This is a genomic window from Rubrivivax sp. A210 (genome assembly GCF_904426505.1).
In the GTDB taxonomy this organism is placed as follows: domain Bacteria; phylum Pseudomonadota; class Gammaproteobacteria; order Burkholderiales; family Burkholderiaceae_C; genus Rubrivivax.
Genome location: NZ_CAJGBN010000045.1, coordinates 56,196 through 70,052, shown reverse-complemented (window position 1 = coordinate 70,052; position 13,857 = coordinate 56,196). Strand labels below are relative to the sequence as shown.

The window sequence follows — 13,857 nt, the reverse complement described above, 5'->3', positions numbered from 1 at the left end:
CTGGCCTCAGTTCGTGCCCAAGTCGGGCACGAAGACGATGCCGAAGGCGCCGAAGGTGACGCGGCGCTCGTTGAGGGTTGTGTACGAGGCCACACCCAGCGTGTGGTAGGTGGACGCAAAGGCCGCCAGGGCGCCGATCTGCAACACGCCGGCAAGCTGGTTGCGTGCGGCGATCTCCGATTTGAGCTTGTCGCGGTGGGCCTCGGGACCGGGGTTCAGCACAAAGGCCAGCGCCACGCCGACCAGCAGGATGATGACCGTCTTGAGCATGGCCCCATGGTAGCGCGGCGCTAGGCCGGGCCCAGAAGCCGGGCCCACTGCCACAGCGCGAAGGCCGCCAGCATCAGCGCCGAGACCCGGCCCACCGCGCGCTGGGCGCGGGCGTCGAAGCGGCTGCGCAGCAGGCCCACCGCGGCGCACAGCAGCAGCCACCACAGTGCCGACCCGGCCAGCACGCCCAGCACCATCCACCCCGGCGAGGCTGGCTGGCCCTGGCCGGCCAGGGCGCCGAAGATGGCGATGAAGGAGAGGATGGTGGCCGGGTTGGACAGCGTGAGCGCAAAGGTGCCGGCAAACGAGGGCAGCAAGGCCGGCGCGGCCTCGATCTGTGCGCTCTGGCGCGGCGCCGCCGCATGCCAGGTCCGCCAGGCCAGCCAGAGCAGGAAGGCGCCGCCCACCAGTGCCAGCGGCAGGCGCAGCTGCTGCAGCAGGGCTATGAGCGCGCTGACGCCGAAGGCACCCAGCGCGCCATAGGCGGCATCGGCCACCGCCGCCCCCAGGCCGGTGGCCAGACCCACCGCGACGCCGTGGCCCAGGGTGCGCTGTATCACCAGCAGGCCTATGGGCCCCACCGGCGCCGCGATGGACAGACCGATCCACAGCGATTGCCAGAACAGGGGGTTCAGCGCAGCTCCTTGCGCAGCACCAGCTTCAGCCCCGACCAGACCTCGGTGACGGCGCAGACCTTGATGTCGACCAGGCCCAGCGGCAGTGCCAGCTCGCGAATGGTGTCCTCGGTGATGTCGGTAGGCACCTTCGATGCCTTCTTGGGCCAGGAGACCCAGACCGCGGCATCCACCGGCAGTGTGCGGCGCAGGCCGGTCAGTTCCTCGGCCAGCAGCGCGCGGCGCTCGACGAAAAGGTGGACGAGTTGGGTGGTGGCGCTGGCGCGGCTGCCAAATTCAACCCCCTGCGGCAACGGCGCCAGCCAGTCGGCATAGCCTGCGGGTGCATGGCGCAGCACCACGCGCATCGCCGCCTTGATGCCCAGCTTGCGCGCCAGCGGCGTGCCCGAGTAGCCGGCGGGCGCGGTGCTCATTGCAGCAGGCCCGTCAACCAGGGCAGCGAGCCGGCCATCATGGCCAGCCCGGCGCAGGACAGCAGCGCCAGCACGACGCGGCGGAAGGCCAGCGGGCTGAGCCCGCGGTAGACACGCGCACCCAGCAACGAGGGCACGACCAGGGCCGGCAGCACGATGGCGAAATGGGGCAGCATGTCGGCCGTGACGGCACCGCTGAGCACATAGCCGGCCATCGTGACCGCCAGCGCCGCGAGGTTGAAGTTCTGTATCACCGAGCGCTGCAAATCCTTGTCGTAGCCGCGCAAAGTACACCATAGCGAGGGCACGACGCCGGTGAAGCCGCCGATGCCGCCCATCGCGCCGCCGACCAGGCCCACCAGGCCGTCGGCGCCGCGTCCGCCCGCGGTGATGCGCGGGATGCGCTCGGCCATCAGCATGGCCGGGCAGCAGACCACCAGCACCAGGCCCAGCACCAGCTTGAACAGCGCCGGGTTCAGATGCGGCAGCAGCGCCACGCCGATGGGCACGCCGACCAGGCCGCCGGCCAGGAAGGGCGCCAGCGTGGACAGCGAGAGGCCGCGCCTGACCGTGAAGGCAGCCAGCAGCTGGCCGCAGAGGCTGCCGAAGACCGCCATCACCGCGGCCACGCGCGGCTCTATGCCCCAGACCCAGAACGACATCGCCACCATGCTGAAGGCAAAGCCCGAGATACCCTGCACGAAGCCGGCCGCGATGGCGCCGGCAGCCAGCAGCAGGATCTCGGCGCTCACGGTCCGGCACCCTGGAAGCAGGCCTGCGCCCCGCCCAGGCCCTTGAGGAAGGCCCGGCGCACGGTGCCGGCGGCGATGGCCGCGGCGACCTGCTTCGAATAGCGCTCGGCCCCGGTGAGCTTGCGCACCCAGCCGCGAAAGGGGATCACGCCCTCGGCCGTGCGCTGGATCGCGCCGAAGGCCGCGCCCTCGGCCACTTCGCCGCCGCGAGCGATGAGGCCGGGGTTGGCCGGCGTCGCTGTGGCATCGAGGTCGGGGCCCAGCACCTCGTCGAGCGCCGCGATCTGGGCCGCCAGCACGGCGCATCCGGGTTCGTCCGGCACCTGGTAGGGGCCCTTCTGAGCCCGCGCCAGCGCCTCGGGGATGGGCGCCTGCACGAGGTTGAGGTCGGACAGCGGCGTTGTGGCCGCCGTGCCCAGGCGCGCCGGTTGGTCGCTGGCACAGCCGGCGAGCAGCAACACGAAGCAGCCGACGATGCGCATGCGCAGCGGTGCGAAGAGCGGCTAGGCCTTGCCGCCGAGCAGGGCGAAGGCCAGCAACGCGGCCAGCGCCAGCGCCAAGGTCCAGAGCCAGCTGCCAAGCCGCTGGCGCGGCACTTCGCCAGGCGCCAGGCGTGTGCCATGCACACCGGGCGCACCGGGTGCGGCGGCCGGCGCCGCGGCGCGCTGGTGCGCATCCACCGCGTCCTTGGCCTCCTTCAGCCCCAACCCTGTCGCCTGGCGCAGGCGCTTGATGGCCTCTATCTTGTTGGCGCGCTGCAGTTCGCTCAGCACGTCGTGGGGCAAGGGATGGTCGGGAAGTGCCATGGAATCGGGCGGTGGCGGCAGTGGGGACGCCACCGCGGTCATTGTGGCAGCCCGCGCCGCGCGCACCCGGCGCGCCACCGGAACCCGCCGGATGCAAGGCCGGTGAGAGGCGGGCTAGACCGTGTCCTCGCTGTGCGCCACGCCCCTCAGGCATGCGCCCGAAGCCCTGGCCTCGAGAATCAGGATCAGTTCGCGAGCGTCCTTGTTTCCGAGTTGCGGCGTTCCCGGGTAGCGATAGCTGACCAGGCTGACGCCCGGGTAGGCCGCCCACAGCGCCTTGAGTTCGGGTTCGCGCCGAAGGCTCTCCGCTTCGAGCAGCCGCCTTTGCCCCTGGGTCCGGTAGGCGCGGTCCAGCACGAAGCTGTCGTGGTAGGCCGAGGGTGTCAGCACGATCTTCTTGCCGCTGCCATCGTAGTGGCCCCAGAAATAGGCCTTGGTGCTGGTGGCGAATCCTGCCACCTGCCCACGGTCAAACCAGCGCACCGGCAGGCGTGTCAGGTTCCTGGCATAGGGCGAGTAGCCGAGCCGGCGCCCGGGGCAGATTTGCCGGCCGAGCCCGGCGAAATCCCGTCTCTCCAGATGCCCAAGCGCCTCGTCGCCCGTGGCGATGAGGGCCTGGGCGTCGGCCAGTGCCGGCGCCGGCATCACGGCGGCCAGCAGCGTGGCCACGAGCCGGGCCAGGGAACGCGCGACACTGGCGCTGCGGTGCGCGGCAGCGCCGCAACTGTCGATCAGGGTCATGTACACCGCCGGCCCGTGGCGCTACAGCAGCGCGCCCACCTCGGAGGTGAACCACTCCCAGGTCTGGCTCTTGTCCGCCCGGAAGTCCTTGTCGATCAGGATGCGTGGGCAGTTCTTGGACATCCAGTCGGCATGCCGAAGCAACTGTTGCGTGCCGAGTTTCCGCTCGGCCAGCAGCCGGGCCGCCACCGCAACGGCATTGCGCAAGGTCTTGGCCCTGTCGCCCGACTCGCAGATCTCCAGGCTGATGCTGCTGTGGTTTCCGCTGCCAGCGTGCCACGCAACCTCGTCCAAGGGGATGCACTCGACGGCCTCGCTCTCGTCAACCACAACGTGGAAGCTGGCCTCGCGGTCATTGGCGGTGTTCGTCAACCAGGATCGTTCGTTGCGCGCGCTGGAATTCGGGTTGCCCGTGGAATGGATGGTCAGGTACTTGGCGATCAGAGCCTTGCCTGGGCGCCGCTGCTTGGGCGCACTGCTCGGAATGTGGTCGATCCGGTAGGGCACGGCGGGCACAGCCCGGCGCGGCTCGGGAGGGCGGGTGAGAACCCTGTGCATGAAGCGGGCGAAATCCAGGCGCGCGAACGCCTCGATCTGCCGGCACACGGCGGGGTCGCGCACCCCCAGTCCACGCAGGAGCGACTGGGCCTGCGACAGACGACGGGGGTCGAGCACGGGAATGGCGTACATGCCCTTGATCAGCCTGGCGATCTCCGATGCCGACAAGGCCCTCAGGCTCGAAGCCCGCCGCATCAGCCCGTCGACTTCCCCGTGGCCGGTGCTGCAAATCTGGATGCCCATGATTTCCCCTCGCTGTTCTCGCCGGCAGGCCCGCTCCGCAGGCCAGGCACGAACCTGCCGACACCCACATGCTTGAGGCCCTTGCGGCTGCCGCCGATCAGGACAAACCCGCGGTTTGGCACCGACTTCGCTATCTGGGATGAAGCCTGAGCAGGCAGGATCCAGCCCTTTCCGACTCCGTAAGCAGGCCTCAGTAACTCACCCGCGCCAGATAGGTCTCGCGCGAGGCGTCGAGCGCCTGGCCCAGGGTGGTGATGCCGATCTGGCGCAGCAGCGGAACCATCTTCAGGAAGACCTCGGCCGTCACCATGGCATCGCCCAGCGCCGTGTGCCGGCCCAGCACCGTCACGCCCAGTCGCTCGGCAATGGCCTCCAGGCGGTGGCTTTCCTGATTGGGGTGGATCACGGCGCTCAACAGCAGGGTGTCCAGCACCGGCTGGTCGAACTTGATGCCGGTGCTGTCTTCCTTGAGCTGCAGGAAGCGCATGTCGAAGGCGGCGTTGTGGGCCACCAGCACGGTGTCGTGGGCAAAGGCGTGGAAGGCCGGCAGCACGGTGGTGATCGGCGGCTGGCCACGCAGCATCTCGGGCTGGATGCCGTGGATGGCGACGCCGGCCTCGGGCACGCTGCGCTGGGGGTCGACCAGCTGCTCGAAGCTTTCCTGCCGGCGCAGCTTGCCGGCGACGATGCGGGTGGCGCCGATCTGGATGATCTCGTCGCCCTGGCTGGGCTGCAGGCCCGTGGTCTCGGTGTCGAAGACGGTGTAGCTCAGCTCGGCCAGGTGCTGCTGCGCCAGCTCCTGGTGGGCCTGGCCGGCGGCGAAGAGATCGAAGTCGTAGAACTCGGGCCGGCTGCTTTGCGGGCCCAGCAGCTCGGCGTGCAGCGGCGCGGCCTCGCCGGCCAGCGGCAGCAGGATGCGGAAGAAAGCCTCCTGCTGGATGCGGGCGCGCTCGAACCAGAGCGCGCCACCGTGGCGCGCGATGACGTCGCGCACGGTCAGCGCGCTGGTCTCGTCGCCGGCGCGCAGCGGTTCGGTCTCCCAGGCGGTGACGGTCTCGGTGCTCATGGCCTGCACCGCCCACACCAGGTCCAGCCGGCCGCGCTCAACGCCGTTCTGCACCGCGCTGCCCAGCCGCAGCTGCACGCGCTGGATGTCGTACTCCTCGGCCAGGCGGCCGGCCAGGTGCTGCAGCGCCTGGATCAGCGTGTAGCTGTCGACCTTGAGCCAGAGCTGGCCGTCGACCTCGCCCGTGCTCACGCGCAGGCCCAGCTGGCTCTCGATGCGGCGCGCCGCGGCCGCCACGAAATCGGCGCCCAGCATGTCCTCCAGCGGCCAGCGCGAGCGCACGTCGCGCAGACCGCGCTCGGCGGCCTCGTTGAGGCGGCGCGTCATGCCGCCGATCTCGTCGCGGATGACGGCCAGGAAGCGCTCACGCGTGGCCGCGTCCAGCTCGGGGTCGTCGAGCAGTTCCACCGCCGCCTGCAGGTTGCCCAGACTGCCGCGGTGGCCCTCGGTGAGCTGGTGCAGCAGGCCATCGCGCTCGGTGTCGTCGGCGAGGTCGCGCGTGATGTTGTCCAGCATCAGCACGAAGCCGTTGAGCGAAGCCGCTTCATCGCCGGGCGCACGCACCGGCGTCATCTGTATGCGCAGCAACTGGCCGCCGCGCGTGCCGGTGACGAACTGCGCCGTCGGGTGGGCGGCGCCGCGCTGCAGGCGTTGCTGCACGGCCTCGAGCGCATGGGCGACGAGGCGGCGGTCGAGCACACCGTAGATCGACCGGCCCAGGCCTATGACCTCGGCCCCGCCGATGGCCGGCCCCTCGGTAAGGGCGCGAAACTGCAGCCGCGCACGCGCATTGAAGAGCAGGATGCGGCCGTCGAGGTTGCAGACGACCACGCTCTGCGTCAGCTCGGCCATCAGCGCGGCAAGGCGATTGCGCTCCTCGGCGACCTCGCGGCTGGCCTCGGCGATGCGCGCCTGGGTGTCGGCGCGCAACGCATCGCGCTGGCCCAGCAGGTTGTTGACAGCGGCGGTGAGCGCGCGGCTGCCGGCGCTGCCCGCTGCCTCCAACTCGCGCGGGGTGTCGCTGGCCAGCAGCACCTGCAGGCGCTCGGCCAGGCGGCCGGGGGCGCGGCCGAAATGCTCCCAGGCCCAGCCGAGGCCGATGCCGCAGGCCAGCGCGACGACGAACCACAGCATCACGACCAGGCCTATGCGCGGCTCGACCAGCGCCCACAGCGCGGCACGCTCGGCCGGCTCCAGCGTCGCTGCCACCAGGCCGCCCAGGCCGCCCAGCACCAAGGCCAGCAGCAGGCCCGGCAGGACGGACGCGGCGATGCGGTGCAGGTCGAGCTTCATTGCCGCCATCATGCCGCCAGCATCTCGCGCACGCGGGTGGCCAGATCCTTGGTCGAAAAGGGCTTGGTCATGTAGCCATCGGCGCCCACGCCCAGGCCCTGGGCGACATCGGTGTCGCGGCCCTTGGCGGTGAGCATGAGGATCTTGATGCCGGCCAGGGACTCGTCGGCGCGCACCGCCTGGCAGACCTCGAAGCCGCTCTTGCCCGGCATCATCACGTCCAGCAGCACCAGGGCCGGGCGCTCGCGGCGTATGGCATCCAGCGCCTCGATGCCGTTGCGCGCCAGCAGCACCTCGTGGCCCTCGCGCTTCATCAGGAACTCGAGCGAGATCAGGATGTTGGGCTCGTCGTCGGCGATCAGGATGCGGTGCTTCATGTCTTTGTCTCCTCTTCTTGCGGCAGCGGCAGGTCGAAACCGAAGCACGAGCCCTGCCCCGGCTCCGAACGCAGCCACAGCCGGCCGCCGAAATGCTCGACGATGCGGCGGCTGATGGGCAAACCCAGGCCCGTGCCCTGGGGCCGGTTGCTGGCGTCGCCGCCCTGCCTGAATTTCTCGAACACCAGGGCCTGCTGGGCCGCCGGCACGCCAGGGCCGTTGTCGTGTACGGTGACGGTGACGCCACCGTTCTGCCGCGCCAGTTTCACTTCCACCCGGCCCTCACCCTGGGGCACGAACTTGGCCGCATTGGACAGCAGGTTGATCACCACCTGCAGCAGCCGGTCGGGGTCGGCACGCAGCGTCGGCAGGCCCGGCTCGCACAGCAGCTCGACGCGGGCGCCGCGCTCGCGAAACAGCTCCGAGGTGGTCTGCACCGCCTGGCGCAACAAGAGCGCAAGGTCGACATCGGCACTCAGCCAGTCGGCGTGGCCGGATTCGATCTTGGCCATGTCCAGCACCTGGTTGACGAGCCGGCTCAGGCGTTCGGCCTCGGCCACCACCAGGGTCAGGAACTGCTGGCGCTGTTCAACCTCCATCTCGGGCTCGTCGCGCATCAGCTCGCTGAGTGCGCGGATGCTGGTCAGCGGCGTGCGCAACTCGTGCGTGACGCTGCTCATGAAATCGTCCTTCAGACGGTCCAGGCTCTTGAGCTGCTCGTTGAGGTGGCGCAGCTCCGAGGCCTCCTCGACGATGCGCATCACGTCGGCCAGCTCGAGCGTCTCTTCCTCGACCACGCTGGAGATCATCACACGCGCGCTGGCGCTGCCGATGGCGCCGGCCAGCAAGGTCTCGGCGTACTGCACCAGGCGTGGGTCCGCCTGGGCCAGCGGCTGCAGCGGACCGCCGCCGAGGGCGCGTGCCTGCTCGTCGAAGAGCGTGCGCGTGCGCACCGGGCCGAGAAAGCGGCCGACCAGCTCGATGAGCTCGTCGACATGGGCGCGGCCGCGCCAGAACACGCGCTCCTGCGCGCTCTGCTCGTAGACATCAACGAAGCGCAGCGCCTGGCTGGCCTCGGCCGCCTGCGGCGGGCGCGCCAGCGAGACACCCACGTAGAGGCCGGCATTGGCCAGCAGGCTCCAGAACAGCGCGTGCGTGAGGTTGTCCATGCCCACCAGACCGAACAGGGCCTCGGGCTTGAGCAGTGCCCAGCCGAACAGGCCTTGCTGCAGGAAGCCGGCGTCCATCCAGCCGCTCTTGGCGATGGAAGGCAGCATCAGGGTATAGGTCCACAGCAGGGCACCCGCCAGCAGGCCGGCCAGGGCGCCGTTGCGCGTGCCGCCCTTCCAGTACATGCCGCCCAGCAGCGCGGGCGCGAACTGCGCCACCGCGGCAAAGCTGATGAGGCCGATGCTGACCAGCGCATAGGCCTCGCCGGCGATGCGGAAGTAGAGCCAGCCCAGCAGCAGCAGGCCCAGGATGACGGTGCGGCGTATCGCCAGCAGGGTGCCGGTGAGGTCACGCTCGGCGAAGGACTTCAGCCGCAGCAGACCGGGCAGCACGAGGTCGTTGCAGACCATGGTGCTGACCGCGATGGCCTCGACGATGACCATGCCGGTGGCCGCCGAAAGCCCGCCGACGAAGGCCACCAGCGCCAGGCCCGGGTGGCCGGCGGCCAGCGGCAGCGCAAGCACGAAGGTCTCGGGATTGGCCGCTGGGCTGGCGCTGCCGCCGAAGTACAGCAGGCCACCGAAGGCGATGGGCAGCACGAAGAGGTTGATCAGCAGCAGGTAGGCCGGAAAGGACCAGGCGGCGCGGCGGATGTGCTGCTCATCCACGTTCTCGACCACCATCACCTGGAACTGCCGCGGCAGCAGGATGATGCTGAACATCGCCAGCAGCATGAGCGCGAACCACTGGTCGTAGGCGAAGGGACGCGCCGGGTCAGGCTGCAGCACACGCGCGATCTCGGGCCGCGCCATCGCCTGCGCGAACAAATCGCCAGGGCCGTCGAACAGGCCCCAGGTCACGAAGCCGCCCACCGCCAGGAAGGCCAGCAGCTTGACCACCGATTCAGCCGCGATGGCCGCCACCAGGCCCTCGTGACGCTCGGTGTTGTCGAGGTGGCGGGTGCCGAAGGCGATGGTGAAGCCGGCCAGCACCAGCGCGATGATGAGCGTGGTGTCCACCCCGCCACGGCCGGCTGCAGGCACGCCGCCGGTGAGCAGTTCGATGCCGCTGGCCACCGCCTTGAGCTGCAGCGCCACATAGGGCACGACGCCCACCAGCGCGATCAGCGTCACCAGCCCGGCCAGCAGACGGCTCTTGCCGTAGCGGCTGGCCACGAAGTCGGCGATGGACGTGATGCGCCAGGTGCGCGCAATGCGCACCATCTTTCGCAGCACCAGCCAGCCCAGCACCATGGCCAGCGTCGGCCCCAGGTAGATGGGCAGGAACCAGACGCCGCCGCTGGCAGCACGGCCGACGCTGCCGAAGTAGGTCCAGGCGGTGCAGTAGACGCACATGCTCAGCGCGTAGACCCAGGCATTGCCGATCACGCTGCGGCCGGCAAGCGCGCGCCGGTCGGCCCACCAGGCGACGCCGAACAGCGCCAGCAGGTAGAGCAGCGAGACGGCCAGGACCAGCGGGGCGGACAGCGCGCTCATCTCAATGCCTGGCGCCAGCGCTTTCCATCAGTTGGGCCAGCAGCACGATCAGCAGCGCCCAGGCGCCGAACAGCGCCACCGGCAGCAGCGGCAGGCCGAACACCGTGCCTTCGGCCAGCCACAGGCGCAGCAGCGGAAAGTCGAACAGCAGCCAGCCCAGGCCGAACAAGGCCAGCAGGCGCTGGGGCAGCAGGCGACCGTGCAGGGTCTTCATGCGCGTCTCCGGTCGTCCTTGGGGCTGCGCCTCACAGCGCGTCGAAGCGGAAGTGCTGGCGCAGGAACTGGCGGAAGCGCTTCACGATGGCCAGCGCGTCGTGCAGCGGCTCGCGCTCCAGCGTCGACAGGTCCGAGGCCCGCACCTCATTGCCGGGCGCCAGGCCCTGCTCGCGCTGTGCCAGCTGGTGGGTCAGGCGTATGCCCATCAGGAGGCGCAACGCCTGCAGCAGGTCACCGGCCAGCGGGGCATCGATGTGCTGAGCTTCCTGCAGCCGCGCCAGGCGCGCCGCCGTGCCCTGCTCGCGCACGCCGTATTGCAGCGCCAGCGCGCGCACGCCGTGGACGATGGGAAAGGTGCCCAGTTTCTTCAAGTCCAGCGGCTGCTCGTCGCGGCTGCGCGTGAGGCGGGTGAACCAGTTGCCCGGCTCCTGGAACTGGTCGGCCGCACGCGCAAAGCGGGCGAAGAAGAGATCGTTGCCGGCGAGTATTCGGTCGAGGTGGGCACGCGCCTCGAGCAGCAAGTCGGGGTCGCCGGCCACGCAGGCGGCGTCGAAGAAGATGGCCAGGTGCATGGGGCCGTCGGCCGAGCCGCCGCCGCCAGCGCCGCCGCCGTAGATCCAGCTGCGCTGGGTTTCCTGGAAGCGCGCCAGCGGCTGGCACCACAGCGGGTTGGTGATCATGATGTCGCCCGGGCAGGGCGGATAGCCCAGCGCCTGCAGCGCGGCGCTGAAGCGAGCGCAAAGCTCTTGCAGGCCCGGCCATTCGAAGCCGTCGCGCAGCAGCAGCGCGTTGTCCTGGTCGGTCTTGAGGATCTGCTCGCCGCGGCCTTCGCTGCCCATCACCAGCAGGCAGCTGTTGGCCCTCAGCTCGGACGGCGCCAGCAGGGTCCACAGGCGCGCAAAGAGGCGCGTGTTGAGCTCGCTCACCAGGCGCGTGATGCGCTCGATGCGGATGCCGCTGCCGTGCAGCAGCTTGACCATTTCGTCGACGCGGCGGGCGGCGTCACCCAGGTCGTCCACCGAGGCCGCGTCGTCGATCTGCAGCGCCACGATGTGCGAGTGGTTGGCGACAAAGCTGACCAGGTCGAGCTGGCCCAGCACGCCGATCACCGGCGCGTCCATCGCCTCGCCGTCGCGCACCACCAGGCGGTGGACACGGTGGCTGACCATCAGCCACAGGGCCTCGAAGAGATCGGCGTCGGCCTGCACCGCAACGAGGTCGAAGCGCGCCACCTCGCGCACCGCCAGTTGCTGCGGCGGTTGCTCGCGCAGCAGGGCGTCGCGCAGGTCGGTGGTGGTGAAGATGCCGAGCCGGCTGCCGTCGCGCACCAGCGCGTGGGTCAGGCCATGGGCCGAGAGTTCGCGGCAGACGCTGACGAGGTCGGTCGCGCCGTCGACGTAATAGGGCTTGCGCAGATAGGCGTCGCGGATGCGCGCGGTCACCAGCGTGAGCATCTCGCGCTGCGGTTCGGCGGCGGATGGGGTCATAAAGGGGTCGCGGGGGCTTGCAATGAAAAGGGGCCGCTGACGATGCGCCAGCGGCCCCCGGGGTGCCTATCGTTCAGGCAGGTGCATCAGTGGCCGCTGGCCCCCGAGGCGCCGATGCCGGTCTCCGAGCGCACTTCCTGGGCCGGGTAGCCGGCACGGTCACGGTCGCCCTGGGCGCTGCGGTCGAGCAACGAGACGATCCAGATCGTGATGAAGGCGAGCGGGATCGAGAAGATCGCGGCCGAGTTGTACGGGAACCAGGCCGAGCCCTTCGGGTAGTGCATCACGGCTTCCCAGACGCTGGCCGAACCGATGGTCAGCGACACCGCGGCCACCAGGCCGACGAAGCCGCCGGTGACGGCGCCCTTGGTCGTGCAACCCTTCCACAGCACCGACATGAACAGCACCGGGAAGTTGGCCGAGGCGGCGATCACGAAGGCCAGCATCACCATGTAGGCGACGTTTTCCTTCTCGAAGGCGATGCCCAGAACGACGGCGATGATGCCCAGGCAGACGGTGGTGATCTTGGAAACGCGCAGTTCGTCGGCCTGGTCGACACGGCCCTTGCGCCAGACGCTGGCGTAGAGGTCATGCGACACGGCAGAGGCGCCCGACAGCGTCAGACCGGCCACGACGGCCAGGATGGTCGCGAAGGCCACCGCCGAGATGAAGCCCAGGAACCAGTTGCCGCCCAGCGCGCCGGACAGGTGCACCGCCGCCATATTGCCGCCGCCGACCAGACCCTTGCTGATGTCGCCGCCGACGAAGTAGTTGGCCGGGTTGGGGATCAGGTTGGTGATGGCGCCGAAGCCGATGATGAAGGTCAGGATGTAGAAGTAGCCGATCCAGGTGGTGGCCCAGCCCACCGACTTGCGCGCTTCCTTGGCGTTGGGCACGGTGAAGAAGCGCATCAAGATGTGGGGCAGACCGGCGGTGCCGAACATCAGCGCCATGCCGACCGAGATGGCCGAGATCGGATCCTTGATGAGCGCTCCGGGGCCCATGATGGCGTCCTTCTTGGAGTGCACTTCGACGGCCTTGACGAACATCGCCTCGGGCGAGAAGCCGAACTGGATCAGCACCATCAGCGCCATGAAGGTGGCACCGCCCAGCAGCATGCAGGCCTTGATGATCTGCACCCAGGTGGTGGCGGTCATGCCGCCGAAGAGCACGTAGACCATCATGATCGAGCCGACCAGGATTTCGGCGTAGAGGTACTCCATGCCGAACAGCAGCTTGATGAGCTGACCGGCGCCGACCATCTGGGCGATCATGTAGAAGGCCACGACGACCAGCGAGCCGCTGGCGGCGAAGACGCGGATCGGGGTCTGGCTGAAGCGGTAGCCGGCCACGTCGGCAAAGGTGAACTTGCCCAGGTTGCGCAGGCGCTCGGCCATCAGGAAGGTGATGACGGGCCAGCCGACCAGCCAGCCGATCGAAAAGATCAGGCCGTCGAAACCGTTGGCGAACACGAGGCCGGAAATGCCCAGGAAGGACGCGGCCGACATGTAGTCACCCGCGATGGCCAGGCCGTTCTGGAAGCCGGTGATGCCGCCGCCGCCGGTGTAGAAGTCGGCCGCGCTCTTGGTCTTGGCCGCCGCCACCTTGGTGATGTACAGCGTGAACAGCACGAAGGCCACGAACATGCCGATGGCCGTCCAGTTGGTGGCCTGCTTCTCGGCCTGGCCGAGGTCGGCGCCGGCTGCGTAGGCGCCCACGCCCAGGGCGGTCACCGCGGAGACGGCGAGAACCTTGCCCAGCGTGCTGAGGATTTGCTTGTCGAAACTCATTTCACGACTCCCTTGACGATCTGCTCGGTCAGTGCATCGAACTCGCTGTTCGCCCGCCGCACATAGATCCAGGTGATGATGATGGTGAACACGATCACCGACACGCCGATGGGCATGCCGAGGGTCGTGACGCCGGTGCCGATCTTCTGCGCCAGCAGCGGCTTGTTGAAGGCCACCAGCAGGATGAAGCCGTAGTAGGCGACCATGCCGGCCAGCGACAGCCACCAGCCGAAGGCGGTGCGCTTGGTCTTCAGCTCGATGTACTTTGGGTGCGATGCGATCCGTTTCGCAAGGTCGTCTTCCATGCTGTCTCCGTAGGGTGGGAAATGAGGGCGCGATCTTGTGGGGGGGTTCTGACCGCGTTCTGACAAACAGCCAACAACAACTGACGCAGGCGCGGTCACGGCCGCGTCACCCGGCGCCGGCATGGCAGCCGCGCCCGGCCCTGACCGGCAGGCTGGTGCGCCGGGCTTCACGGCCTGTGTCATAGGTGAACAGGGCTTGATTGCACGCTGCAACAAGGCTGGCGGAGACCTCGGTCAGC

General features: G+C 69.3%; 15 protein-coding genes. All 15 read right to left on the bottom strand.

Going from position 1 to position 13,857, the window contains the following annotated elements:
* Nucleotides 1-6: 6 nt before the first annotated feature.
* Nucleotides 7-270, bottom strand: coding sequence for a hypothetical protein (locus JMV16_RS18520; protein ID WP_201495782.1), 264 nt, complete (start codon nucleotides 268-270; stop codon nucleotides 7-9).
* A gap of 20 nt (nucleotides 271-290) precedes the next feature.
* On the bottom strand, nucleotides 291-863 hold the full coding sequence (locus JMV16_RS18515) for a LysE family translocator (protein WP_310737110.1): 573 nt from the start codon (nucleotides 861-863) through the stop codon (nucleotides 291-293).
* Between the two features lie 38 nt (nucleotides 864-901).
* Nucleotides 902-1,318, bottom strand: coding sequence for a DUF3052 domain-containing protein (locus tag JMV16_RS18510; protein WP_236580602.1), 417 nt, complete (start codon nucleotides 1,316-1,318; stop codon nucleotides 902-904).
* Nucleotides 1,315-2,070, bottom strand: coding sequence for a sulfite exporter TauE/SafE family protein (locus tag JMV16_RS18505; protein ID WP_201495781.1), 756 nt, complete (start codon nucleotides 2,068-2,070; stop codon nucleotides 1,315-1,317). Before JMV16_RS18505 ends, JMV16_RS18510 begins: the two co-directional genes overlap by 4 nt.
* Nucleotides 2,067-2,552, bottom strand: a complete 486-nt coding sequence (locus JMV16_RS18500; RefSeq protein WP_201495780.1) for a hypothetical protein — start codon at nucleotides 2,550-2,552, stop codon at nucleotides 2,067-2,069. Before JMV16_RS18500 ends, JMV16_RS18505 begins: the two co-directional genes overlap by 4 nt.
* 21 nt (nucleotides 2,553-2,573) lie before the next feature.
* A complete protein-coding gene (locus JMV16_RS24625; protein WP_411565048.1) occupies nucleotides 2,574-2,876 on the bottom strand; it encodes a ribosomal protein L7/L12 in 303 nt (100 codons plus the stop codon).
* A gap of 114 nt (nucleotides 2,877-2,990) precedes the next feature.
* Complete coding sequence (locus tag JMV16_RS18490) at nucleotides 2,991-3,617, bottom strand: hypothetical protein (protein ID WP_201495778.1); 627 nt, start codon at nucleotides 3,615-3,617, stop codon at nucleotides 2,991-2,993.
* Nucleotides 3,618-3,638: 21 nt separating this feature from the next.
* Nucleotides 3,639-4,418 carry an N-acetylmuramoyl-L-alanine amidase family protein gene (locus tag JMV16_RS18485; RefSeq protein WP_201495777.1) on the bottom strand — a complete coding sequence of 260 codons (780 nt, stop codon included), beginning with the start codon at nucleotides 4,416-4,418 and terminating at the stop codon, nucleotides 3,639-3,641.
* A gap of 190 nt (nucleotides 4,419-4,608) precedes the next feature.
* A complete protein-coding gene (locus JMV16_RS18480; protein WP_201495776.1) occupies nucleotides 4,609-6,777 on the bottom strand; it encodes an exonuclease domain-containing protein in 2,169 nt (722 codons plus the stop codon).
* An 8-nt stretch (nucleotides 6,778-6,785) separates the two neighbouring features.
* Nucleotides 6,786-7,154, bottom strand: coding sequence for a response regulator transcription factor (locus JMV16_RS18475; protein ID WP_201495775.1), 369 nt, complete (start codon nucleotides 7,152-7,154; stop codon nucleotides 6,786-6,788).
* On the bottom strand, nucleotides 7,151-9,820 hold the full coding sequence (locus tag JMV16_RS18470; protein WP_201495774.1) for a sensor histidine kinase: 2,670 nt from the start codon (nucleotides 9,818-9,820) through the stop codon (nucleotides 7,151-7,153). The genes JMV16_RS18475 and JMV16_RS18470 overlap by 4 nt, the downstream gene beginning before the upstream one ends.
* A gap of 1 nt (nucleotide 9,821) precedes the next feature.
* Nucleotides 9,822-10,034 carry a hypothetical protein gene (locus tag JMV16_RS18465; protein ID WP_201495773.1) on the bottom strand — a complete coding sequence of 71 codons (213 nt, stop codon included), beginning with the start codon at nucleotides 10,032-10,034 and terminating at the stop codon, nucleotides 9,822-9,824.
* A gap of 31 nt (nucleotides 10,035-10,065) precedes the next feature.
* Nucleotides 10,066-11,523: a putative nucleotidyltransferase substrate binding domain-containing protein gene (locus JMV16_RS18460; RefSeq protein ID WP_236580601.1), complete on the bottom strand. Its 1,458-nt coding sequence runs from the start codon at nucleotides 11,521-11,523 to the stop codon at nucleotides 10,066-10,068.
* Between the two features lie 86 nt (nucleotides 11,524-11,609).
* Nucleotides 11,610-13,313, bottom strand: a complete 1,704-nt coding sequence (locus JMV16_RS18455; RefSeq protein WP_201495772.1) for a cation acetate symporter — start codon at nucleotides 13,311-13,313, stop codon at nucleotides 11,610-11,612.
* A complete protein-coding gene (locus tag JMV16_RS18450) occupies nucleotides 13,310-13,618 on the bottom strand; it encodes a DUF485 domain-containing protein (RefSeq protein WP_201495771.1) in 309 nt (102 codons plus the stop codon). The genes JMV16_RS18455 and JMV16_RS18450 overlap by 4 nt, the downstream gene beginning before the upstream one ends.
* Nucleotides 13,619-13,857 lie beyond the last annotated feature (239 nt).